Origin of the sequence: Microcoleus sp. (assembly GCF_041354475.1) — a bacterium.
In the GTDB taxonomy this organism is placed as follows: domain Bacteria; phylum Cyanobacteriota; class Cyanobacteriia; order Cyanobacteriales; family Microcoleaceae; genus Microcoleus.
This window is the reverse complement of sequence record NZ_JBGJZU010000001.1, coordinates 28444-53560: the sequence shown is the minus strand read 5'-3', so window position 1 is coordinate 53560 and position 25117 is coordinate 28444. Positions and strand designations below refer to the sequence as shown.

The following is a 25117-nucleotide window of genomic DNA, read 5'->3' as shown; positions in this document are numbered from 1 at the left end:
ACTTACTACACTACAGACTTGAGATTTAATGCAGCTTCATTAAGTTTTTGAGTGCCAATTTTGACTTGAGAAATCCCACTGACTGTTTGAGATGCTGCTTGATTGAGAGCATTCATAGTATCACCTACTTGCTGAATCGCGATCGCCTGCTGTTTAATATTAAAAGAAATTTGCTGGTTGCTCGTAAACACGAGATTGCAAGCTTCCCTGACACCCGTAAAAGCTTCTGCCGTATCTCGTGCTGTTTTCACCCCTGCTGCTGCGGTTTTTTTGCCATCTTCCGTGGCTTTCACCGTCGAGGCGATCGCGCTCTTAATTTCTGGAATAATACCATTAATCTTCTGCGCTGCTTGTTGACTTTCATCTGCTAACTTACGAATTTCGCTGGCTACCACTGCAAAACCTTTACCGTACTCGCCGGCTCTGACTGCTTCGACGGCTGCGTTGAGAGCTAAAATATTGGTTTGGCTAGCTAAATCGCTCACCAAACTTGCTAAACTAGAAATATTTCCAATCTGACTTGTACTGTCATCGAGTCGATGATTATGCTGGGAAATTACCACCACAGCTTCTTTAAGATGTAGCATTTGATCGAGAGTTTGCTCTACCATTTCCGTACCTTGTTCCACGAGATTTAAAGCTTGGCGAGCAGCAGTCGCAACCGCCTCAGCTTGCTCCACCGTTTGGTAAGAAGACAGGGCCAAATTTTCTAAAGTTGTAGTGCTTTCTTTCACTGAGACAAATTGACGACCAACTATTTGTTCTTGTTCATTCATATTAGATACTATTTCTAGGGAAAATGAAGATATTTGGTATACCAAAACCTGAATTAATTTCACCAGATTTTGTAGTATTAAAAGTCCTAAAGGCAGCACAGTACCTAGGGATAATATAGTAACTAGCGTTCCTATTATTTTGAACCATAAAATAGAATCAAATAGGGAACTTTTGTCTACCTGATGGACAATTACAAAAAATCTTTGCTTGTTGTCTTTGATGGGAAATATTGTATAATAACTAACTACTCTATCGCTGAGTTCGACATTGCCTTGACCCCCGGAAAGTATTTGATTAACTATATCTTCTGAATAATCTTTGTGCAAATTCTCATCGGTTTTTATTTCCGAACCCCATTCTTTCTCAGGATTTGAATGGTGGATATAGTAACCATCTTGATTTAACATAAAAACTTGGTCTGCATCTTGATGCTTGAGTTCTTTAGCAATATCAATCAGACTTTGACCCAGAGCATTAGCAATCAAAATGCCTTTTCTTTGTCCTTTGGTATCAAAAATTGGAGTAGCGTAGCGAATTGTTGGTTTGTAAGGAATTTCTATTTTGCCGTATTCCTGATTGAGATTAAGTTGGGAGACATATATTTCTCCTGGTTTGAGTTTCATAGTTAAATAAAAGTAATCTCTCTCTGCTTTATTTTGTAATTGGTTATCCGGAAGAATTTTAATATTTTTACCATCAGAATCTACACGAACAAGTTCGTTACCTTTTTCGTCTATGTAACGCAATTGCATATAATAGGGCTTGACTTCCATCAGTGATGAAAAGATGATTTGCATTCGCTCGACCCAATTTTGATAAGTTGAATTACTTTCTCTGTCTACTCCATTGCCCTCCCTCGCTCTAATAATACCCTGGATCGGGGAAGATTTGCCGATAAATAAAATATCATAACTAAAATTTTCAAATTTATTAATCATTTGATTACCGCTAGATTTAACACTTTCATCAAGACTTAATAATGCTAAAGATTTCAGGGCGGCAGTGGAGGAATAAACCCCATAAAAACCCACAATCAATAAGGGAATTAAGGTACTTAAAATTAAGAGTATTAGCAGTCGGTACTGGAGTTTTGTGAAAAGTTTTTTAATCATTAGTAATGGGGAATATGAAAGGGCTAATTGGTTGGAAATGACGGGTGAATTTTGACTACTGATTACACTGATGATTTCAGATTTTGGGCTGCTTTATTAAGCTGTTCGATTCCGAGTTTGACTTGAGAAATGCCGGTGGCATTTTCCTGGGCGGCGAGGTTGAGAGAATTAACGGCATGAACTACATCCTGAATGGCGATCGCCTGGTCTTTCGCAGTAAACGAAATTTGTTGACTATTCAAAACAATGCGATCGATCGCCTGTGCTACACCAGCAAAGGCATCGGCAGTTTTTCGCGCAATTTTTACTCCACTATCCACGGTTTTTGATCCATCATCCGTCACCATGGTTGTGGAACTAATTGATGTCTGGATGTCGGCAACTAAAGCATTAATTTTGCTAGCAGATTCCTTGCTTAAATCTGCCAATTGCCGAATTTCTGTAGCAACAACTGCAAATCCTTTGCCACTTTCGCCAGCCCTCCAGGCTTCGATGGCAGCATTAATCGCTAACATATTTGTTTGATTGGCTAAATCGCTAACTAAACTAGAGATATTACCAATGCGACTCGTTTGTTCGCTCAAAAGCAAAATTTGCTTTTCAATTGCTGCAACATTTTGTTTCAAATTTGCCATTTCTTTGAGGGTATTCTGTACTGCTTGACTACCTCCGGTGGTGAGCGCGAGAGCTTGTTTGGCTCCCAGAGCAGCGGCTTCTGCTTGGGAAGCACAAGCCCTGCTTGATTCACCCAATTCATCCATTGTACTCACAGTTCGCTCCACAGCATATAGTTGTTGACTGGCGATACGTTCTTGTTGTTCGACGGTGACAGCAATCTGTGAGGAAGAATAGGCGATCGTCCGCACAATTTTATTCACTGATCTGGTAGTTCGACTAGCGACAAAAGTTGCCATGGCGCTGACAACAGCAGCAGTTAGTCCAACTCCTCCTATCAGAGCAAATAGCAATTGTTTTTGGGGAGCAAATACGTTGTCTGTATCATTGGCAATCAGGACACTCCAACCCAATTTCGGCATATTGGTTGATTTTTCAATTTCAATAGGAGCATATGTCACCAGTTCTTCTCCTCCGCGAATCCCATCGATATCGATGAGACTGTTTATTTTATGGGCGGCCTGCATTGTCGCAAAAACACTATAGTCTGAACGTGCATCTCTGCCCAGATGTTCGATTTCGGTGGCAGAAAAAAACTTGCCATTGCTATCAATTAAATGATACTCATCTGCTTCTAGTCCTTCGGAGTCTCTGATTAATTTTTCTTTGTTTTCCTGAAAAGCCTGTTCTAAATATTTTATAGGCGTGCGAGTTCTCAGAATTGCGATAGTTTTTCCTGTATTAATTTCGACTACAGGAGCCGCAGCAAAAATAGAGTATTTGCCAGTGATAAATGATTCTCTAGGTTGCACTACTGTCGGAAGATTAGTTTTAAATACTTCCTGAAAATAATCCCGTTTACCCAAATCTATAATTGGCTCTCCGCTGGATTGTAAAATAGTATTTCCCTGAAGATCGGCGATGGCAATGCTGTCGTAACCTTCCCCTTGTTTTACATATTTATCTAACAGAGCTTGTTTTTGGCTCTTGGAAGTAGTTTCGCTGACTCTGGGATCGCTCAGTATACTTAAATTAGCTAGCTCCTGAACATCTAAGTACCTTTCAAAAACTAAATTACTGACATCATGGGCTATGGCGACTGCTCGTGACTCTTGATATTTAATTACATAAGTATTTAGGTTTTGATTGGCAAAGAAAAAAGTTATGGCTCCCGTTAAGATAGCTGGAAGTGTACCGAGGGCGAGAGCAAATGCAATCGCTTTAATTCTTAAGGATATGTTTGGCATTTTTGTAAATTTCTCATAATTAAAAAATATCATGACTTACACATTGTCAGGGTGGGGCAAGGCTGCGAGTTATTAGGAATGAAATAATTAGGTTATTAGTCCATAAATTAGAAATATTTTACACAACTGCTTTCAAATCTAAGGCTGCTTCATTCAATTTTTGGGTCCCGATTTTAGTTTGACTGATACCGCAAGCTGTTTGAGCTGCGGCTTGATTGAGGGAGTTCATGGCTTGCACCACCTGTTCGATCGCGATCGCTTGTTGTTTGGCATTCAATGAAATCTGCTGAGAACTCATGACTACATTGTTAATTGCATTGGCAACCCCGGCGAATGCAGCGGCGGTTTCTGAGGCAATATTCACCCCAAATTCTACTGTTTTAGTCCCTTCTTCTGTGACCATTACTGTTGAATTAATCGCTCTTTGAATATCCGCCACTAATAGGTTAATTTGTGCTGCGGATTTTTTACTGCGCTCGGCCAGTTTGCGAATTTCTGAGGCCACAACACCAAACCCCTTGCCATTGTCCCCCGCCCGCACGGCTTCCACGGCGGCATTGAGTGCTAACATATTAGTCTGATTAGCCAAATCGCTCACTAAAGTTGAAATATTACCAATGCGATCGGTTTGTTCGCTCAATTGCATAATTTGTCCTTGCATATCCTCCACTTTGGTTTTGAGAGTTGCCATGGCTTCTAAAGTTTGTGCTACAGCTTTTGTGCCACCTCCAGCTAAATTCAAAGCTTGCATTGCTTGCATCGCTGCTGTTTCTACCTGCTGTGCTGTCGCCCTGGAAGACGCACCCAGTTCGTCCATTGTAGTCGTAGTTTGATTGACTGAAGCGGCTTGTTGACTGGCCATCCGTTCCTGTTCTTCGATGGTGGCTGCAATCTGGCTGGAAGAAATGGCGATCGAGCTAATTGCGCGATCGATAGTTCTGGCAATTCCTGACGAAATCACCCAAGCTATCACCCCACCTAACAGGACTAAAAACCCACAACTAACTACCAATACCGATATTAAAAATATCAAAGAGTCCTTCGTTTTATTTGTCTCTTTTTTAATTAAGTCTGATTCTAGTTCGCTAAACTGTCTATGTATTTCGACAAATTCATTCACAAATTTTGTGTGTTTTCCTGTATTAAATATTGCGAGGGCTTCAGTTTTTTTATTGGCTTGCAATAAATTAACTATTTCGTTAGAATTATTATAATATTCGTTGTTGAGACTTAGCATCTTCTGTAGACGAGTTTTCTGTTGAGGGTTTTTAATGATGGGCTCCACATTATTAGCAGACTGACGAGCCAATTCTGCACCTGTTTTAAAATCATTTAAAAACTGCGGATTTTGATTGATTAAATACCCCCGTAATCCGCGTACCATTTGCTCAGTTCCTGCGGAAATATTGTTGGTTAGTCCGATGACATTTTCTATTCTTTCTACTTCTTGAAAACTACTCAATACCTGATTGGTGGTTTGATAAACTAGGATGGGTAGACCTAAGTAGATAGCTGCGGGCGCTACATAGGCTATCAACATTTTATTTCTAATATTTAATTTTTTTAAGATAGCAAACATATTTTTCTCCGGGATTTAACAGCACTTACGCAGTATTAATGCTGACGGGGCAATAGTAGGGGGAAGACCCCCGATTACACCCTTGGGCAGAAGTTTTGCGTAAGTCTTAATCAATATTTATAATACCAAATTATCTTCTTTAGTGAAATATAGTTTTTAAAACCGATTTGGGAGATTTTTTTAATTCAAACCTCTTCGTCAACAATGACTCCTCCTTTTGTGAGGAGTTTTTCCAAATTCAGAATCGCCATCATTTTTCCTCCGTAAATAGCTGTACCTCGTAGATATTCGCGGTTAGCTGAATGCAATGCCGCGGGAACAGTTGCAATTTCTGAGACTCTTAAATATACAATATCTAAGATTTCGTCTACAACTATACCAGTCACTAAATCTGCTACTTGCACAACGATCGCCTGAGATGGATAATTGGTGGCACTAGGCATATTTAAAGAAATATTTAAAACATTGCGAATATCCAGTATGGTTAAAATTTCTCCGCGTAAATTCATATTGCCAATTATGCGATCGGGAGTGCAAGGAATTGGGGTTAGTTGGCGAATGTCAGTAAATTCGCGGACTACATCTAGGTCCATACCAAAGTATTCACCATTCAAAGTAAATACGGCCACGGATATATTAATTGCGGCAGAATTATCCCCCTCGCCTTGCCGCCTCAAATTGTCAGCCCGCGATTTAAAAATTGCCCTTTCTTCCGGCGTAGCTTGGGGGCAAAAAATCTGATGCTTGCTTAAAATTTTCGCATTTTCACTCAACAATTTGGCTTTGAGATACCAGGGTAGATGTTCAGTTTCTGTCTCTGGTGCTGTTTCTTCACCACCTGCATCGCTGACAGAAATAGGTAAGCTTTCCTCTGTTTTTTCAGCAGAATATCGAATTAGGCGATCGAGATTGAGTAGCATGATAATATCGGCTTCGCAGCGGGCAAATCCAGCGACAAAATGATGGGATGCGACGCCTTCGTCTCGCCCATAAGATAGCTGGGGAGTGGTGGTATGTTCTGAGATTTCTTTAACTTCGCGAACTTGATTGACAATGATACCGACTTTCCATTCTTGCCACTCTATGACGATCGCACTATCTGTCACAGTATACTCCTGCCAAACGTATCCAAAACGGAGATTCAGATCCATCACAGGCAGAATTTCACCCCGAAGGTCGATCGCCCCAACAATATCTTGAGGCGCTTCTGCAATGGGCGTCAACTCCGGCAGAAAGAAAATTTCTTGAACACAGCAGGCTTCTACACCGTAGAGAAAACCGTTCTGTTCAAAAATAAGATACGGTTTAGTTTCCATATTGAACTATTTGGGACAAAGGTATAGGGCACAGCGAAGGAGAGGGATCGAGCATTATAAATATTCCACGGGACTAGATATTAGGGAAGGACTGGTTTATAGAGGAACCCTGTTGTTAGCTACCAGTGCATAAATTTTGTTGACCGTACAATCTTACCAATTTTTTTTTAAGTTGTAACAAAACTTGGCTCGCCGTCATTTTGCCCTGCTGGTCGATCGGAGTATTGGGCGGTAATTTTCCAAGAATTTCACAGGATGAATTATACATTTTCATGGCTCTGGTTATCTGGCCTTCTTTATGGTATATATTGCCCAGGTCTAAATAAGCGGAAATAAAAGATGGACAAAGATAAATTATTCTCTTAAGAAACTGCTTAGCTGTTTCTAATTTTCCCTGTTCTTCGGCAATTTGAGCTTGTAAATAATAAGGAAAAACCGACATTGCATCAACTTTACTAGCTCGTTGGCAGTGTTCGATCGCCTGAGAATACTTACCTAGATTTGCATAAATTTGAGCTAATAAATAATCTGCATCAAAATTATAAGACTGCATTTTAAGAGATTCTTTGGCTTGAGAAATGGCTGCTGCATAAGCTTTATTTTTAAAATTTTTCTTGGCTTCTTCAATCAATATTGAAGCGGTTTTTTCCTGGGGTTGATTCAATTCCTTATTGGGTGCTTTTGCCGCTTTTCTTTCGGTTAAATCTCCGACTAAATAGCGATTTCTCAGCATTTTTCCCAGGGGACTAGATTCTGTTAACAGGGGAGTGAGTTCTGAAAAAGACCCCTGAGCAAAATTAGCTGATTTCGTTGCTCGTCCTAGGAAATTGCGATCGTCAACGAATTCATAATTTTCTGATTTCTCAAGGGACGACTTGAGTTGCTGTAAGTTCCAAGATTCATTTTGAGAGCCTTCCCTCAGTAATGGATCTCGACGCTGATAAACAATGGACTCCGGAAAAACCTTGGGTAGAAACTCGTTCATAATTTGACCGTGCACTTCAGCGTGACCGGTCATTAAATATCCTCCCGGTCTCAGAGTCTTGGCAATTTTTTTCAGTACCAGTGAAATATACTGATGCTCAAAATAAACAAAAACGTTTCTACACAAAATTAAATCAATATTATAAATATTTTTGTAAATATTAGGAAATTCGTCGGCGATTAAATTTACACAGTTAAAATTTACACTTTGACGCAATTCTCGACTTATTTCCCATTCAATTTGTCGCTGATTAAAATACTGTTTTTGTACTTGGGGGTCAACCAAGCGAAAGGACCAAGGGCTGTATACTCCCTGTTGGGCTTTTTCGATTACTTTTTCATTTATATCAGTCCCTAAAATTAATATTTTCCATTGATGCCAATCGGCAATCAATTCTTTTAACAAAATAGCTAAAGAATAAGGCTCTTCACCAGTGGAACATCCCGCACTCCAGATTCGGAGTGTCGGCACAATTCCCAAGGTATTTTGCAAGTTTCTTTTCTGAGCTATTAATTCAGGCAAAATCACTCTTTTCAATAAATCAAATTGTCCCCGATCGCGCATGAAATAACTTTCTACCGTTGTCAATAGCAATACTAACTCGCGCCATTCGTTTTGACTTTGAAAGCTTTTATGATTTAAAATTTGATAATATTTTTCGGGTTCTTTAATTTTTAAAACTTGCATTCTGTCCACAATTTTTTGACACAAAGTAGCTCGGTCTTGGGACCGAATTTGTAAGCCAATTTGAGAACTAATTAATTGAATAAATAGTTGAATTAGTGAATCATTCATATTAAATATGTAGATTTATTCTAAAATTTGTGTGAATTAGTGATGCTTATTTGTTAGTTGTTATTTTTTATGGGTATTTTAGCTGATCGCCCTGAAAAAAGCTATACCAAGAATATCATATCAGAAAATTGTCTCCAGGAGGCATTGTAATATAAATTTAGGCTGCACCGGACAGAATTACCCGATCTGTGCGTCCAGGACTAAAATATTCAGCAACTCCAAGGCAAAAGGCAGAAAACAGAAAAAATTCTGCCTTCTGCCTTCTGCGTGCAACCGCCTCAATTCCCAACTTTAAGCTGGATATATCCGCAGACGGCGATTCGGTTCTTCACCAAAACTGTCGGATTTTAGGTGATAGTGTTCCACAAGTTCATGCTGCATTTTGCGAACATTAGGAGAACGGGGTAAGAGTTCCACAGGCTGTCCCTTGGGAATCACAATTTGCTCCACAGCTAAGCGGGTTTCTTCGAGAGCTTCGAGTTCGTCAGAAGAACCGCTGCGGGCAAATAAGCTGAGGTCAGCGATTTCCGGGGTTGCGGGGTCCTCCATGTCCAACAAGCGTCGCAAAGCTCTCGCTACGTGAGGCAGAGTGCTAGCCTTAATGGTGTGCAGAGGAACTTGGCGAGTTTTTGCCAAATGACGCAGTTTCGACTGGTTCCGAACATTAGAGCGCAAAGCTAAAACCACGTCAGCAGTGTCAATATCCTTAGTCAGCACCACGGGCAGATTCAAAGTCGAAATTACCTGTTCGAGGTGATGACGAGCTATGCCATAAGGATAAACGTGGAGTGGCAAATCTTCCCCATTGGGCCCGACATTCTGAGAAAAGCGTCCGGGCCGGGCGACTGGTTCCACTGACAACGACTCTTCCAGCAGTTGCTCAAAATATCTAGTTTCAGACACTGGGGCACTGTTGGCTGGGAATTTGTCAGCGGGAGGGGGCATGGGTACCATTTTCCCAGCACTGCGCCACCCGGATAGGGGGGTGACGGGCCGGATTGCCGATACCGAAGCCGACGATGACGACGACGCAGTACCTGAGTTCCCCGGAAACCGGCCGGGAGGAGTGCCTGCTTCGTGAGCGATGATGACTTCTCCAGTCTCGCTGATGCTTCTGATTTGTTGGTTCGGTTGTTTTCCCCGTAGTAGAGTGTCGATGGCCTCTGCAACTTGCTCGTGTACCACCCACTTCTGGCGTTCGAGCATTTCGATGGCAATGGCAAAAGTTGGGGGTGCTTTGCGCTCCAAAACCGTCTTTTGAGAACCGCGACGCCTAGCCTCATCATCTCCCAGAGTCACTGCTTGAATGCCCCCAATTAAATCAGCCAGAGTCGGGTTTTTCATCAAGTTTTCGATCCGGTTCCCGTGGGCAGTACCGACTAACTGCACGCCCCTTTCCGCGATGGTTCGGGCCGCCAAAGCTTCCAATTCCGTGCCGATTTCGTCAATCACGATCACTTCCGGCATATGGTTTTCCACTGCTTCGATCATGACTTGGTGCTGAAGTTCGGGACGGGAAACTTGCATTCTGCGAGCTCTGCCGATCGCTGGGTGAGGAATATCTCCATCTCCGGCAATTTCATTGGAGGTATCAATAATCACAACTCGTTTTTCCAAATCATCGGCTAACACGCGGGCAATTTCCCGCAGCGCCGTTGTTTTGCCGACTCCGGGGCGGCCGAGCATCAGAATCGATTGGCCGGTTTCCACCAAATCCCGGATAATCTTGATCGTCCCAAACACAGCACGGCCAACCCTCAAAGTCAAGCCAATAATCTCACCGCTGCGGTTGCGAAGGGCGCTGATCCGGTGCAGGGTTTGCTCGATGCCGGCTCGGTTGTCCCCACCGAAATGACCGACTCGCTCAATGCAGTAATTCAGGTCTGCCTTGGAAATCGGCTTTTGGGAAAGGTGTTCGGCCTTGGATGGAAAACGAGCTTCGGGAAGGCGCCCCAAATCCATCACAATCTCAATCAGATTGTTACGCTGCGGGTGCTGTTCTAGGGGTTGCCGGATGTCATCTGGCACGATGTCGAGTAATTTATTGAGGTCGTCTGTAATCTGCATTCGCCGTCCATCTGTTCGGGTGACGTTTTCAAGCTTTTTAGTCATTGGTTATTAGTTATTAGTCATTGGTTATGGGTTATTAGTTATTAGTCATTGGTTATGGGTTATTAGTTATTAGTTATTGGTTATTGGAACTAACTACCAACGACTAACCACTAACTACCAACGACTACTGACTAATGACTACTGACTAATGACTACTGACTAATGACTACTGACTACTAACTAATCTTCTTTCAGTTGGGAAACTAGAGAATCAGCTAAACTCACGGCCTGCCTGAGCAGTGCTGGGAAGGCTTCTAGTTGAGTTAGTCCTGGTATTTGAGTTCCGGCTACTGGTGGCGTGATGGCGTTTGGAATCGCCAATGCTCGATCGATTTGCATTGTTTCTAATTGCTCTAAAATTGGTGACAGCAGAACACGGGCATAGCTGCCATAAGCTACACCTGCAATATATGGGGTTTGGGAATTTGACAAATTTTTCCTTCCCTCCCTCATCAGCCCAGATGCTCTGAGTTTGCTGACAGTATGAGCATTAGTGCCACCAGCAAGTTGCACGTATCCTGGTAAGCCGGCCGCTAAGACTTTTTGGCCTAGTTTGACGGCTGCTCTAGTAGCTCCGGTTCCAATATCTCCACTCATTGGCCTACCGTCGGTTTGCCAAATTAGGGGACAAGGAAGGGGGGAAATTATTTGATAAAGTGTTCGCAAATAATCAATCAAACCTTCTCCATCGGGGCAACTAATGGCAATTAACTTGATTCGATCGACCCAGGGATTTATGCTTGACCAAAGTCTTGCAAAATCTGTTTCTCTGCCTATTTGGGTGTGGATTTCTAGGGCGTCCACACCGGATTGCAGGATTAAAGGTGCGATCGCGGCAGGGGCCGACACGTAGGAACGGGTGTAAATTAGTTGGCTGGGACAAACCGGGAGACAGCGACCGCAGCCATAGCATTGCTCGTCTATGACCCCGGAAACACCTTCGCCACCACCCTGAAAAACGATGGCTGTGGCTGGACAAATTTTTTCGCAAGGTCGCCAGCAGTCCACCGGACACTCGGCTGGGTTGAATTCGGCCTTACGAAAATGCGGGTCTTCCCCATCATTTAAACTTACCATCAGCCAGGGCAAACCTTGTCGGTCAAACCTGGGGTTTTGGGCTTGAGTCTGTATGGTGCGCGCCACCTGTAGGGCTTCTTTCGCTGCTGCGATCGCCGCGGGGTCTGCCGCGACGTCGATACAGTCAGCACCTGCTAAGGTGTAAGCCAAGGTCAGGTTGCGGACCGCAGGCAGGTGTTGAAAGCTGGCCCCACAGATCAGCTTGAACCAATGGCCACTTTTTAATGAGTTTAGGGGCTGATAATGTTCTGTCACCTTTATATGCTAACGTTTTGGGTTTAAAATTGCGAGGTCTAAATTTCTAATTAATTTTAAGGTTTAATGTCATACAAGCTGAAAACACTACTGATAGTAGTATGTCACCTACTCTCAGCCCTATATGTAGAGTTTGCTCCTAGCTTTTGTGGATGAATTTAATTTTTTTCAAAATAGCGAATCCGGGCACGAGTTTAATTTTTGGGAATATGTTTTAATTAGATAAAGACTTTTTATCATATCATGTGCGGGCGATCGCTGCCGAGAAAAGCAGCGGTTAAGTTTTTTTAAAGTTTTTGTAAAAGTTACAATTGGCATTGTTATGATCAAACCGCACAGAACACACAGGACGCTGAGGAAGAGGAGAGTCCCAACTCTCAATGCGTCCTGGACTAATAGACATCTCCAATAATTCCTGTGGAACAGGCTGGAGTGCCTGTTCTGTGAAGATATTTTGGGGAGATATCTAATAGTCTGGGATATTTGAATATCAAAGTAATATCAATTCCGGTTGTATCGGAATGATTTAACCTTACTAGAACGCAGAGAACACAGAGGGAGATAAGAGAGATGAATAATTCCGATGTTACCGGATTTGATATAACCGGGTTTTTCAGTGGAATTCCAGGCTAGGAGACTGTAATTTTGTGCAAAAACCCGGTTGATACCGACCGGATTGTATAGCAGTCATTGCAGGAGTCGTAAAGTTTTTTACCCCACCCCAACCCGGACCTTATGAAGGGGAGGAAGTAAGAAATTCACAAATGATTTAGGATTGCTATATTACTTGCTCAGTCGTTGGTAAGCCGTGGCTAAAGCATTACTATCTCCGACATTTCCGGGAAACAAAACTACTGGTAAATTGGGAAATAGAGGATGATTTGACTCGGTTTTTACTACTGAACAACCAGGGATGATTTGACCTAGGAGTCTGACACTTTTGAGGGATAAACCTGTACTCAAAACATCATTGGAAGTAATACCACCTTTGCTGATTAAAAACCCGATATCTCCCGGCAGGCCGCGGACAATATCCATCAATAAAGCCGAAACAGCTTCTCCAAATTTTAACCGGATTTCTGTGTTTTTAAATTGTAGTTCCTGGCGGCTGGTATAAATTACTGGGGTTTTGTCATCGCTGTGAGCATTGCGGACTTTTTCTAGAGTTTTATTCAGTAAATTTGTCCGCTCCTCTGGGGCTTCTTCTAGTAAATGAGCTACATCTATTTCTATGCTCACTGTGTTGGCTTCTTTTAACAATTGTTCCAATTGTTCTGTGGTTTTTTTAACGTGGGAACCAACTATTACTGCACCGGGTTTGCCATTCCTGACATATTTTGCCATATTGTCGGCGGCGATGGGCTGGGGACCTAGGTCGGCTAAGGATGTTAAAATGCTGGCTGCGCTGCGGAATAAAAACTTTTTCCCTTGACTAGCTGCATCGAGAATGTGTTTAGCAAAGGTGTCTAAATCGCTTTGATTTTCGCAATCTACTACTGCACATTGGTTGTTTGTCATGTGCATGAGTCGATCTAAGTTTCCTTGGCGGATGTCTGCGAGTAAGATGCGATCGACATTCTCGGCCTGAATCCTACCTTTGGTTTTTTCTTCAACGTAGTCTGGGAGGTAACTGTGGCTGTAGCCAAAGACTGAATCTTTGGCAAATTCGGTTTGGTGAACCGGTGTTTCGACGTTGTTAACCATTAGATAATGTACGCTGTCGCGGGTAATTCTACCTCCTTCAAAAAAGGCGGGTATTAGAAAATGAGCGTCGAAGGGGCCTAGTTCTTCGGCGATCGCGTCGGTTTCGATGGGATAGTGACCGCGCAGGGTAGAATCGGAACGGCTAACTATTAAAAAATCCTGAATTCCTTCGGCGGCGATCGCAATTTTCAGGTTTTGGCAGACTTCGCGGGTGACGGAGGCTGCGTTTTCGGGAGTTAGCGATCGAGTATTTGTCAGTATAAAGAAAATCGGCGATTTGTCCCGCAGTCCCAAACGCAGGGTTGCGTCGTCCCAAGTAGTCAGCAGCAAGCAACTGTGCACGGTTTGAGAACCTGTGGGATCGTCATCAAGAACTATAATCTTAGGTTTAGCAGACATACTGACCTGGTTGTTAACGTCACCTTTCTAAGATATCCTGACCCAGTGACTTCACTGAAAAAATTTTCCGTTCACGTCGCCTCCTTTCGCTGTTGCAACTTTTTCATTTCTGCTTGAACTCCCACGGCTACCTGCAAAGCTTCGTTTAGCAATCGCCCTTGTTCGCTAGCCCGATCGCTAATTTGCAGGGCATTTAAGGCGACTAGGTTAGTGGCGAATAGTTCGGAGTTAGTTCCCACAAATTTTTGGTTTTCCCTGATGATTCTCTCGGTTTTCAACGCTCTGACTAAATCATTTCTGATCAGATCCAATGCTTGAATGACTTTTGAGCGATCGGCTATTTTGACTCCCGAATTACCAGCATCTTCTATTTGGTCATTAATGGCGATCGCCTTGATGATACCATTGTAGCGATCGACATCATCAAAAAGATTAATTAAATGTTTGTTTTGGTGGCTGCACCTAATTTTCCAGATATCCTCAAAGATTAAACCGGCGATCGCCATCAGGTGAATGGCCAACCAAACCAAATAAGCCCTGGGAAATATCATTACCAGCAGCAAACAACTGATCAGAACTAAAATAATTAAACCGAAGGTTTTCACGCCTTCGCGAACAAACTTAGTTGCTGTTGCGGGTCGATATACGCGATCGGGGCCCGTACCGCTGAGGCGTTTGAGTTCACCCGCAGTAATTTCTAATCCCTGGATGTCAGAGCGCATAAATCTTTACAAATATTTGTTAATTATAAATTTTAGCTATAGAACAAAAGGCTCGTCTACAATAAATCTAACATCTTTTTTCACTAAATTTCCACTATGTCCGCACGTCCTATCTACCTCGACAACCACTCGACAACCCCCGTAGACAAGCGGGTACTTGATGCGATGGTGCCCTATTTCACCGAGCAATTCGGCAACGCAGCCAGCATCAACCACGTCTACGGCTGGGAAGCCGAAGCAGCGGTAAAACAGTCACGACAAATTTTAGCAGAAGCCATCAATGCCTCTCCAGAAGAAATTGTTTTTACCAGCGGTGCAACGGAAGCCAATAACTTAGCGATTAAAGGCATCGCCGAAGCCTATTTCAGCAAAGGAAAGCACATTATAACAGTAAAAACTGAACATAATGCGGTTCTTGACCCCTGTACCTATTTGGAAAAATTGGGATTTGACATTACTGTTCTACCTGTAAAAAGTGACGGATTGATTGATATAGGCGACTTGATCAAAGCGATTCGATCGGAGACGATTTTAGTTTCGGTGATGACTGCTAATAATGAAATTGGAGTGATTCAACCAATTGGAGAAATTGCGGCAATCTGTCGCGGAAATGATATTATTTTCCACACAGATGCGGCCCAGGCGATTGGTAAAATTCCCCTAGACGTACAGGAGATGAATATCGATCTCATGTCCTTGACAGCCCACAAAATTTACGGACCAAAAGGCATTGGAGCTCTCTACGTGCGTCGCCATAAACCGAGAGTGCAGTTAGCACCACAAATGCACGGCGGCGGTCACGAACGGGGAATGCGATCGGGTACACTGTACGCACCGCAAATAGTCGGATTTGCTAAAGCTGTGGAATTAGGAATTGCGGAAATGGAGGAGGAAACAGCACGAGTTGTGAGTTTGCGCGAGCGTTTGTGGCAAAATTTGGCAGAATTAGGAGATGTGTTTCTCAACGGTCACGCGACTAAAAGATTGCCCGGTAATCTTAATATTAGTGTAGGTGGCGTTGACGGTCAAGCATTGCTGTTGGGGTTACAGTCAGCGGCGGCGGTTTCTTCCGGTTCTGCTTGTACTTCTGCCAAAATATCTCCATCTCATGTTTTAGCAGCGATCGGGCGATCGGACAAATTAGCCTACGCTTCGATTCGGTTTGGGATTGGCCGTTTCAATACTGTAGCAGAAATAGATGCAGTCTCTCAACACGCGATCGCCACTATTATATCTCTCCGACAAGCTCAAAAAGTCATGAGTTAAAAAGATCATTCGGCGGTTGAAACCGCGTCTTGTCAAACGAAGTCCGCCTCCGCGGACTAAGAGATCGAGGGGGTTTAAAACCCGGATTTGGTATTAAAACTTTCCTATTTCTTCAGTCCGCGAAGGCGGACTTTGTTTGTGTAGCAGCGATTTCAATCGCCGAGTATAATTGGTATCAACCCCTTACTTAGAACCAAACACTTCGCGTACTCGATAAATTGGTTTACCCTGAGATTCATGATAAGTCCGCATCATCACTTCTGCTAATAAACCAAAACAAAATAACTGCACCCCTGTTAACAGCAAAACCACAGCTAAAATCAGTAAAGGACGATTCCCAATGCTTTGACCAAGACCCAATTTCAGGAATGTTAAATAAATCCCTAAAACAGTTCCCAAAGTCATAGAACTCAGTCCCAAAAGTCCAAAAACGTGCATGGGGCGAGTTAAAAACTTCTTCATAAAAGAAATAGTCAACAAATCCATCAATACCCGAAAAGTCCGCCAAATTCCATACTTGCTTTGACCAAAACGGCGGGCGTGGTGTCGCACCGGCATTTCGGCAATTCTCGCCCCTTCAATAAACGCCAAAGCTGGCAAAAATCGGTGCAATTCGCCGTAGAGATTCAAGTCTGCCACCAACTCCGATCGATAAGCTTTCAAAGAACAGCCGTAGTCGTGCAAAGTCACTCCTGTAACGCGGCCAATCAGCCAGTTCGCCATTTTAGAAGGAATTAACCGACTAATCGTATTATCTTGCCGATTTTTCCGCCAACCACTGACCAAATCGTAGCCTTCATCTAACTTTGCCAACAATAACGGAATATCAGCCGGGTCATTTTGCAAATCGCCGTCTAGGGTGACAATAGCACGACCGCGAGCGCGATCGAAACCCGCCGACATGGCGGCAGTTTGACCATAATTGCGGCGTAAAATTACAGCACAAAGGTCATCGCGACTGCTAGCTAACTGTTTGAGAAGTTCAGCGGAACCATCCTTAGAACCATCATCTACGCAAATAATTTCATAGCTGAGTCCAGAGGCTTGAATCGAAGTGGCGATCGCCTCAATCAAATGAGGTAAACTTTCCACCTCATTATACACCGGGACTACCGCCGAAACATCCAGCATCACCTCTGCTTCAGCCTTTTTCCCCGCCAATTTTTCCAAAAATAATGCAGCGTCCATTTCTTTATGCTATAACATCAACCGTCAACTCAACTATCAACAACTAACTATAGCAGTCCTTGCAGGAGTCGTAAAGTTTTTTCCCCCACCCCAACCCTCCCCTTCATAAGGGGAGGGAGTAAGAAATTCACAAATGATTTAGGATTACTATAGGTTGATAACTTGCCACCACTTTACCATATCCTCGCAATTGCCGATAATAAGCTTGACTAACTCGATCGCCATCTTCCGACAAAATATCGATCCCGATACCATTGCGACCTTGTTCAGTGCCGGAACTGTGAATATAGCGATCGCCTCCCAGATATAGTCCCACATGAGTAGCCTTTTCTGGTGTTCCAAAAAAAACCAAATCTCCCGGTTCTAAACAAGTTATACTGATAGGCTTAGTAAAAGCTTCCTGCTGATAAGCATCCCTCGGCAACCAGATACCCGCCGACCTGAAAGCAGCCTGCATTAATCCAGAACAATCATAATTTGGCCCCACAGTGCCGCCCCAAAGATATTCATTAGATTGGTCCATCGCCTGATGAGCAAAATTAATTACTTTTGGTAATTTTTCTCTAATTTTGGTCTCCGATAAAATCACAGGATGATAGGGTATTTGTGCCACTGAGATCGACTCAACATCTCGCAGATCCAGCCATCCCGGATAATCATCTTCGCACAGTCGCACCATCACAGCCCTGGTATCAAAATTTACACCTATCCCAGCATTAACCAGGGGTAATTCGACAACTCGCAAGTGTCGCCCAGCCATCGCCTGAGTCGCCAGTCGATCGCACCTGGGGGAATCGTAAATATTTATGTGCGATCGGGCCCGATACTCCACAACATCAGATAATTGATAATTAGTCATTTAATTTTTTCTAGTTTATAGTTGATAACTGATAACCGATAACTCCTATAGCAAGCCCTCATAACCCCCTAAAATTACCATGACATTTTTTCGTAAAGACGAACAACTAGAAACCCTCGGCAAGAGCATTATAGATGCAGTTCACGCAGAATTTACAGAATTAACAGGCGATCGTCTCGCCCTCACCTGGATAGTCTACGATCCGCCCGTGCGAGTCAACACAGGCGGAGCTCTCAGCCCCGAAGAATTTTGGAAATATCAAGCCAGAGGTTATAGCCATCGGGCTTCAGAACGAGTGTATCCCGCCAGCATCGTCAAATTATTCTACCTTGTTGCCGTCTGGGAATGGGCAGAAAAAGGGATGATTAAAACATCAAAAGAATTAGAACGCGCTGTCAGAGACATGATAGTAGATTCCAGCAACGACGCCACCAGTTTAGTAGTAGATGTACTAACCGGCACCACCAGTGGTCCAGAATTGCCCTCCGGCCCCTTTGAAACCTGGAAACAGCAGCGAAACATCATCAACCGTTACTTTCAATCATTAAATTGGCTAGACTTACAAGACATTAACCTCAATCAAAAAACATGGTGCGACGGCCCCTACGGTCGGGAGCGAGAATTTTTGGGAGAATTAATGGAAAATAGAAATATGCTAACCACCAATGCCACAGCGATTTTGTTGCATAGTATCATCGGTGGTGTAGCTGTTTCCGCCAAAGCATCCCAAGAGATGATGGGTTTAATGAAACGTAGTTTAGAACCAGCCGAATTAGAAGCAGATCCCGAAAATCAAGTTACAGGTTTTTTAGGTAGCGGATTACCATTAGAAGCTAAATTATGGTCAAAAGCTGGGCTAACAAGTCAAGTGCGTCATGATGCAGCCTACATTGAAATACCGAATTTGCGCCCTTACTTGTTAGTGGTATTTACCGAAGGGAAACACAATAGTAAAAATGAACAAATTTTGCCTTTTGTATCGCAGCAAGTCGTCGCAGCCATGAAAGCACTGAATTAAATTAAATTAAATTAAGATTAATGATTGCAGCCCATGTTGAGCCTTCGGGGTTTTGTAGTCACAAACCGGCTATTGGTGACAACTTCAGTTCAAACCCAGCCACAGAGTGCTGTTTGACTATTAAGCTTAGATCCCCCTAGGGCGTGTTTTCAAACTACTCCTTAAGATTTAGATCCCCCTAAATCCCCCTTAAAAAGGGGGACTTAAAGACTCTTTCCCCCCCCCCTTTTTAAGGGGGGCTGGGGGGGATCTTTGGGTTTGAAAACACGCCCTAGCCCCCAGGGCTGTTTCATTCTCGGAAAAGCCCCGATTTTGTAGGAATAGTGTCCCCCTCCCTACCCCATCCACTTAAGTACATCGCACAGCAGAAAGTGTGTATTACTCAGCCATAGATTCAAGCAGACGGCAAACTACAGGGTCAATCTGCCAGTAATCCTTACCATCTTGCTTCTGATTTCCTAAATGCGAGACTAGACTGAGGAGATCCGCCCATCTGAGAGTCTGCTTGACAACTTCAGGCGATACATCATCAAGAACCTCAATTAATTCCTCAACGGCTGCTGCTTCTCCCCATTGGGCTAAAGTTCTCATCACCAGTTTTCTTTGAGGTTCGCAACCGTCAAAACCCATTGAATTAATTAATTTGTCAGATTTATTAAATTGCTTCGTCAGTTCCCCAAAGGAATCTTGCCAGCAATGCGGATTAGCTTGAGCAAATTGATAGAATTCTTGCAGCAGGTTTGACCAATTTCCTGTAACTGCCGCAATTTTTTTTCTCACTTCTAGTTCGCTGGGCAAATTAACATCTTCCAACCAATGTCGCAGGGCGGCATCGTGCCACGGTTTGAGGCTGAAAAATCTCAGATCCTTAAAGGAATCAAAACCTGTCCAATTATGAATAACTAACTGCCAAGCCTTCTGAGGATCTGCGATGAAAACAAGCTGGATAAACGAGTCTTCTTTCCTCAATCTTTTGATTTTCTTAATTGCCTCATCAACCCAATCCTTACTCCAAAGGTTGGTGGCTGATACAACAACGAGCGTGATATCTTTTTTACGAGGGTTACTAATTTCTGTCAAACGCTGGCTGAAATCCGATTTGTCTGAGAGGTTTTCTAAATAGTGATAGTGAATTTTGCAATCCTTCTTACTAGATGCTGCTTTCATCATAAAAACTCTCAAATCGTCAATTCCTGCGGCTTGGCAACCAAATATAATAGAGACACGATTCTCCGGGCGCAGCAAATCTGATTCCTGTTGAACAGTTAAAGGACTGCGCCGGGAATCAGCTTTATTGTTGACTAGAAGAGGAGAACGAAAAGTAGTAGGTTCGTATTCAGGTTGAGGTTCGCGGTGTCTCAGAAGTTCTGTTTCAATCTCTCGCTGCGTACCCATAAGCAAGGCTAAATTAGAACTTCTCAGAGTGAAGTAACCTGCATCAGTTTCTCGTAAAACTCCTAATCCGACCATTTCTTCAAGTAAAGCAAGGATTTCATCTTCCGATGACCTTCCCACGAATCCCTCAGACCACCAATACAAGACTTGTTCGCGAATCCAAGATACAGAAAACCCATCCTCCATACCTGTTTCATTCTGCTGAGAACCATCAGCAATCGAGTAGGCAATTACTTCGTAGCGCGGATCGAGTCCCAGTGTCAACTTAAAGCGATCGCGAATATTTTTGCGAAGGTCTTGACTTTGATAAGCTTCTTCTACATGGCGAGAAGCGATCGCATAAGGCGGACTAATTTTAGGATCGAAAGTAGGGACATCTGGGTTAGTAATGTGCTTGAGTAACTGCTCGCAATAAAGTTGAATCAAGCTCGGATAATAGTTAGTTTGCCAAAGAATACGCTGGATTAAATCTGACGGTTCAAAACAATAGCCAAGACTAGCCAGCGGACGTTTTACCAAAGCTGTTGCCGCACGCATTTCACCATTATTCAGCAGAGGCCCAATGCAGATCGGCTTGCCAAAGTGAGCCAGGGGATGGTTTGCTTGTCTAGTGGTTCTCAGAACGTTGTGCAATCCGGCAAAGACCACCTTAAAACGTCGGTTAGTTTCCGTCATTAATTTTCTGAACTCATCGCAGCGCGGGAAATCCTCCTTACCATCAGCTTCCAGGAAATTATCTGCCTCATCCAACAACAGCAAAAAGCGCCGCTGCGTGTCGAATTCCAGCCAACTTTTAATCCGCTGCAAGCTGCTTTCGCGGACGGAATTGCGCCGGTTGGTATCGGGAATTTGCAATTGATCCAATTCTTCGTTTAGTAGATGCCAAATTTTATCTAACAGTTGCTTGCGCCCAATTTCTTTGATATCTAAAAATAGGGCGTTCCTTCCCGCGTCGGTTGCGTGAAAAGTCCGCTGTACATACTTAAGCAAAACCGTTTTACCTAACTGGCGACCTCCATAAATTAAACAAGAACCTTCTGGATCGATTATAGATTCCCGTTCTCGTACTCGACCGTAAAACATTTCAGGCGGAACTTCTCCTGCTGCGGTTTTATACGGTTCCAGGAAAGTAAAGGGTAAGGTACAATCAAACAATACAGGTAAGCGTGTTTTTTGTTCTCCGCAAAGGTAGAGCATCAGCACATCATCTATAACAATGAAAGTGCTCCGACGCTGCCGACACAAATCAGCCAAATCTCGGCGTCTCTTGACGGTCATTCGCCCAAAATGAAAGACGAATACTGGCTCTCCCAGAGCAGTGTCTCCAACTGCATTGAGGAGATCCTGTTCGTTCGGTCTATCCCATACGCAAAGAATGCGGTAATGACCGTTCGCGGCTGAACCATAGGCAGACACAGGACAGCGATTTTGGTCAAATATCGGCTCAGAATTAACGTCAATCCAGGTATATTGTCCTGATTTTTTAAATGTCAGAGATTTTAGGTTAAAACCGAGGTTGCTGAGAATTTGATGAGCATCTTTCTCTGTGGCTTGATTCCTTCCCTTCGCTGCAAACCAAGCGTCGAACATATCAGCAGCTTTTTTGGCTTGAGCCCCCTGCGGTATCTGGATTTTGGCGATACTTTTCCCTTTGGAAATATTGGGAATGAGCTCTTGTTTTTTTTGTCGATCGCGATCGCACTCCTCAAGCACTTTTTCGATCGCAGCATACTTATGCTCGAAGAAGTCTTTAAAAGCATCTCTCTTTTCCTCTGGTTCAGGAAGCGATCGCCCCTGTTGCAGCATATATATATATTCATTAGCCGTCAGGATATCGCCTTGATCCAATACACTGCAAATTCTGGTACGATCGGCATCTGCTATACCTGTTTGCTGAAGACTCTCTAATTCCTCGGATACTCGATCGATCTGTTCCTGGCGCTTGGCGTTAATTGCTTGACCGATCGCCCGAAGCAGCTCAATTTTTGCGGAAAACCGCCTGGTAGTTTCCAGAGCATTTTTAATGCTTTCAATCTGTGCTGCATAAGCAGTTCTATCTGTTTCTCTTAGCAAACCAAAAGCTACCGCACTTTCGAGCTGTTTGCTAGTAGTTTCTACCTGCTCCTGCAAAATCTTTTGACACTCTTCAATCCGATTATTGCGTTCGTCCTTTAGCTGAGCGAGGTCTAATTTTGGTTCGGGGTTGTGTTCAAGGTATTCGATGATTTGCGCCGTAGCTTCGTGATTTCCCACAGTTGTTGAACTACAGACATAACTCTGCATATCGAATGCTTGTTGCCAATCCCAAATGTCATTTTTTACTAACTCCAAAATTCCCTTTATACCCGCTTCAGGATTAGCGATATCCAGTTCCCAGTCATCGTCGATCGGGATAGACGGCATTCTTAACAGATCCGCGTGCAGGATATGTTTTAGGTCAGGTTCTGCGGTTGACAATTCGGTATCTGGATCGAAGATATTGCCGATGTCTTCCACAGCTTTTCGGCAACAGGCAATACCAGCTAAAATAAACACCGGAGGTTTTGTTTCTTCAAAGGTATCCAATTCTTTGAGAACAGTATTTTGAAGCTTCTCAATATCTTCTTTTAACTGTTTGGCTTCTTTCTGAAGATAATTGTCTCTGCGATCTAAGCGCGATTCCTGAATTTCAATCCAATTTCGCACCAAATCAACAGGTTCACGAACGCGATCGCGCAACTGAATCACGGCTTTCCCCATCATGGAGTCACGGCGACTGCTGCGAATTTTACGATCGGTCTTCTCAATTTCAGAGTCGATCTGAGATTCGTCAGACAATTGATTGACTTTCTGCTTGAGTTCTGAAAGTTTACTCAAATCTTTTTCAAGTACAGGAAATACTAAAGAGTGAATCAGTTCGTCAGGCTTCAACCAATCCTGCCAAACCTTCTTCGCCGGCGGGTAAATCATAGGTTTTTTCTGTGCTTGAGACCACCAAAATTCGATGTTTTGATGCAGAATATCTAAAGATTTTTGTATGTCTGCCTGGTCTTTAGCTTTCTTGATGGCTTTGAGATCCAGCGCCCGCTGACCATCGCCATGTTTGGCGATAATTTGGCAATAATCGTACAGTTTTGCAAGTCCAGCTTTACCGAAATGAATCTGCTGAAGAAGGTGCTTCGCACCAGTATTTGGCGCTAGTAAAGACGGTCGCATTGCTGCTGCGGCTAAGAGCAAGCTTGCAGCTTGATTCCATTCACTTTTGTCTGGTAATGAATAGCTGGCGGTGTAACTGGTGAAGTCATCTTTAAGCAGATTTGCAAGTTTTCCAGATCCTACGTCATAGCGCAGGTTTTGTCCTAGCAATACTGCTCGAATTAACTGCGGTGGCAGGTGCGGTTCAAAGTTGGAGTATTGTTTTTCAAAGCAGCGAGCTAAATGAAAGGCAAGGCTGAGTTTTTGTTCAAGAATCAGCCGCCAAACTAAGTCGCGCAGAACTGCTGGCCGTTCTATATCGGGGTCATCCAAGATGGATTGAGCGATTTGTTGAGCGGTATCATTGGGCGATGAGCTGTAAAGAGGCTGTTTTTCTTCTCTTTTTTTATTCCCCTGATTTTCTAGTTCTTTCCCTTGCTTATTTTCTGAATCTTGCTGATTTATCAGAGTTGAGGTTGGCAGTTCTATTGGTGGAATATTGGGGATATCTTCAGTGGTTGGCTGCGCGATCGCCTCCTCTGTCAATACCGAGTTCAACTCTGCTACTGCTGGTGGTTCGACAACAGGAACAGTTTCAGATTCCGGCTCCTCAACTAAGGAAGTATTGTCGAAGTTATTGTTAGTAGAAACAGCAGGCAAATCTGGTATTGTTTCCGACTGAATAATCAGTTTACCTCTGACTGCTGCCATCGCCAGAGTTCTTCCAAATGATTTTGCTACGGCATCCTGTAAAGAAGCTAAATGCTCGTCATCTGCTTCTTCCCATTCTGCAATTAGTGTTAGCAGTTTGCAGAATGGATGATTACCGTCAGCCAATAGTTGGGTGTCGGGATGCAAGTCAGACTCCTGGGATTCGGAGATGGCGCGTTGAAGTTCGCGGGCTTTTTCCTGACATTCCAGCAATGACTGAAAATTGCTCTCTACTCGATGGGCGATCGCTAAAATTCGTTCCAAAACCCTCAAAGCAGAGTCGCGGACAAGAGCGATCGCACTTTTTTGCTTCTCGGCCAAATCCACACGCTCAAGTACAGACTTGATATCTGCTAAAGAACCAATTTCCTCAACTTTCAGCGTTGTCGATACTGCAAAATATTCAGCCAATTCTAGCACATTGTCGCGAAGCTGAATAAAGTTTTTCCGGGACTCGTCAAGTTCTTGAATCAGCTCTTTAGATATAGGTATACCAGGGTTTAGCAACTTTCGACTCGCCTCTGACAGCCGTTTCTCTAATTGGGAAAAAACATCTTCTAGTGCGGTGAGTTGTTTGAGTAAATCTGCTGAATTTTGTTTCATCGGTTTAATCGCTCCATTCAAGTCATTTTCTGTCTGTTCGGCAATTTGGAAATTATGCTCGTTCAAATTTGCATAAGTGTGATTTTTTTCACTTTCAGCGGCACTCGACAAGTAAGTCTGAGTCAACTTTATTTGTTCTTTATTTGATTTTTCTATGAAGTTGTTAAAAGGAATTAATGGTTCGGTCATATTAGCTGTTTCAACTATT

Annotated in this window: 14 protein-coding genes; 2 read left to right on the top strand and 12 right to left on the bottom strand. The window is 43.3% G+C overall.

Features of this window, described 5'->3' with window-relative positions; translation table 11 throughout:
* Positions 1-5: 5 nt before the first annotated feature.
* From ACBR23_RS00150 to ACBR23_RS00110, 9 genes are all read right to left on the bottom strand, one after another.
* Positions 6-1889: a methyl-accepting chemotaxis protein gene (locus tag ACBR23_RS00150; protein WP_371118307.1), complete on the bottom strand. Its 1884-nt coding sequence runs from the start codon at positions 1887-1889 to the stop codon at positions 6-8.
* Between the two features lie 62 nt (positions 1890-1951).
* A complete protein-coding gene (locus ACBR23_RS00145; RefSeq protein WP_371118306.1) occupies positions 1952-3751 on the bottom strand; it encodes a methyl-accepting chemotaxis protein in 1800 nt (599 codons plus the stop codon).
* Between the two features lie 118 nt (positions 3752-3869).
* Entirely contained in the window at positions 3870-5330 is a 1461-nt protein-coding gene (locus tag ACBR23_RS00140; protein ID WP_371118304.1) for a methyl-accepting chemotaxis protein, read from the bottom strand.
* Positions 5331-5515: 185 nt separating this feature from the next.
* Positions 5516-6646, bottom strand: a complete 1131-nt coding sequence (locus ACBR23_RS00135; RefSeq protein ID WP_371118303.1) for a chemotaxis protein CheW — start codon at positions 6644-6646, stop codon at positions 5516-5518.
* A gap of 115 nt (positions 6647-6761) precedes the next feature.
* On the bottom strand, positions 6762-8426 hold the full coding sequence (locus ACBR23_RS00130) for a CheR family methyltransferase (protein WP_371118302.1): 1665 nt from the start codon (positions 8424-8426) through the stop codon (positions 6762-6764).
* A gap of 291 nt (positions 8427-8717) precedes the next feature.
* Positions 8718-10493, bottom strand: coding sequence for a R3H domain-containing nucleic acid-binding protein (locus tag ACBR23_RS00125; RefSeq protein ID WP_341735857.1), 1776 nt, complete (start codon positions 10491-10493; stop codon positions 8718-8720).
* Positions 10494-10718: 225 nt separating this feature from the next.
* Entirely contained in the window at positions 10719-11870 is a 1152-nt protein-coding gene (ldpA, locus tag ACBR23_RS00120; RefSeq protein ID WP_341735763.1) for a circadian clock protein LdpA, read from the bottom strand.
* 783 nt (positions 11871-12653) lie between these two features.
* Positions 12654-13973: a four-carbon acid sugar kinase family protein gene (locus ACBR23_RS00115; protein ID WP_371118301.1), complete on the bottom strand. Its 1320-nt coding sequence runs from the start codon at positions 13971-13973 to the stop codon at positions 12654-12656.
* Between the two features lie 71 nt (positions 13974-14044).
* Positions 14045-14695, bottom strand: coding sequence for a hypothetical protein (locus tag ACBR23_RS00110; protein ID WP_371115760.1), 651 nt, complete (start codon positions 14693-14695; stop codon positions 14045-14047).
* Between the two features lie 96 nt (positions 14696-14791).
* On the opposite strand from ACBR23_RS00110, the gene ACBR23_RS00105 reads away from it, so the two are divergent.
* Positions 14792-15961, top strand: coding sequence for a cysteine desulfurase family protein (locus tag ACBR23_RS00105; RefSeq protein ID WP_371115759.1), 1170 nt, complete (start codon positions 14792-14794; stop codon positions 15959-15961).
* A gap of 183 nt (positions 15962-16144) precedes the next feature.
* On the opposite strand, the gene ACBR23_RS00100 is transcribed toward ACBR23_RS00105, so the two are convergent.
* On the bottom strand, positions 16145-17149 hold the full coding sequence (locus ACBR23_RS00100; protein WP_371118300.1) for a glycosyltransferase family 2 protein: 1005 nt from the start codon (positions 17147-17149) through the stop codon (positions 16145-16147).
* A gap of 127 nt (positions 17150-17276) precedes the next feature.
* Positions 17277-18008 (bottom strand): NlpC/P60 family protein, encoded by a 732-nt coding sequence (locus ACBR23_RS00095; RefSeq protein ID WP_371115757.1) that lies wholly within the window; start codon positions 18006-18008, stop codon positions 17277-17279.
* A gap of 79 nt (positions 18009-18087) precedes the next feature.
* On the opposite strand from ACBR23_RS00095, the gene ACBR23_RS00090 reads away from it, so the two are divergent.
* On the top strand, positions 18088-19026 hold the full coding sequence (locus tag ACBR23_RS00090; protein WP_371118299.1) for a serine hydrolase: 939 nt from the start codon (positions 18088-18090) through the stop codon (positions 19024-19026).
* Between the two features lie 378 nt (positions 19027-19404).
* On the opposite strand, the gene ACBR23_RS00085 is transcribed toward ACBR23_RS00090, so the two are convergent.
* Positions 19405-24909, bottom strand: a complete 5505-nt coding sequence (locus ACBR23_RS00085) for an AAA family ATPase (RefSeq protein WP_371118406.1) — start codon at positions 24907-24909, stop codon at positions 19405-19407.
* Positions 24910-25117 lie beyond the last annotated feature (208 nt).

Bases quoted from the DNA above. Each gene is read 5' to 3' on its own strand.
- ACBR23_RS00150 (WP_371118307.1), bottom strand. From the start codon at position 1,889: ATGATTAAAAAACTTTTCACAAAACTCCAGTACCGACTGCTAATACTC.
- ACBR23_RS00145 (WP_371118306.1), bottom strand. From the start codon at position 3,751: ATGCCAAACATATCCTTAAGAATTAAAGCGATTGCATTTGCTCTCGCC.
- ACBR23_RS00140 (WP_371118304.1), bottom strand. From the start codon at position 5,330: ATGTTTGCTATCTTAAAAAAATTAAATATTAGAAATAAAATGTTGATA.
- ACBR23_RS00135 (WP_371118303.1), bottom strand. From the start codon at position 6,646: ATGGAAACTAAACCGTATCTTATTTTTGAACAGAACGGTTTTCTCTAC.
- ACBR23_RS00130 (WP_371118302.1), bottom strand. From the start codon at position 8,426: ATGAATGATTCACTAATTCAACTATTTATTCAATTAATTAGTTCTCAA.
- ACBR23_RS00125 (WP_341735857.1), bottom strand. From the start codon at position 10,493: ATGCAGATTACAGACGACCTCAATAAATTACTCGACATCGTGCCAGAT.
- ACBR23_RS00115 (WP_371118301.1), bottom strand. From the start codon at position 13,973: ATGTCTGCTAAACCTAAGATTATAGTTCTTGATGACGATCCCACAGGT.
- ACBR23_RS00110 (WP_371115760.1), bottom strand. From the start codon at position 14,695: ATGCGCTCTGACATCCAGGGATTAGAAATTACTGCGGGTGAACTCAAA.
- ACBR23_RS00105 (WP_371115759.1), top strand. From the start codon at position 14,792: ATGTCCGCACGTCCTATCTACCTCGACAACCACTCGACAACCCCCGTA.
- ACBR23_RS00100 (WP_371118300.1), bottom strand. From the start codon at position 17,149: ATGGACGCTGCATTATTTTTGGAAAAATTGGCGGGGAAAAAGGCTGAA.
- ACBR23_RS00095 (WP_371115757.1), bottom strand. From the start codon at position 18,008: ATGACTAATTATCAATTATCTGATGTTGTGGAGTATCGGGCCCGATCG.
- ACBR23_RS00090 (WP_371118299.1), top strand. From the start codon at position 18,088: ATGACATTTTTTCGTAAAGACGAACAACTAGAAACCCTCGGCAAGAGC.
- ACBR23_RS00085 (WP_371118406.1), bottom strand. From the start codon at position 24,909: ATGAAACAAAATTCAGCAGATTTACTCAAACAACTCACCGCACTAGAA.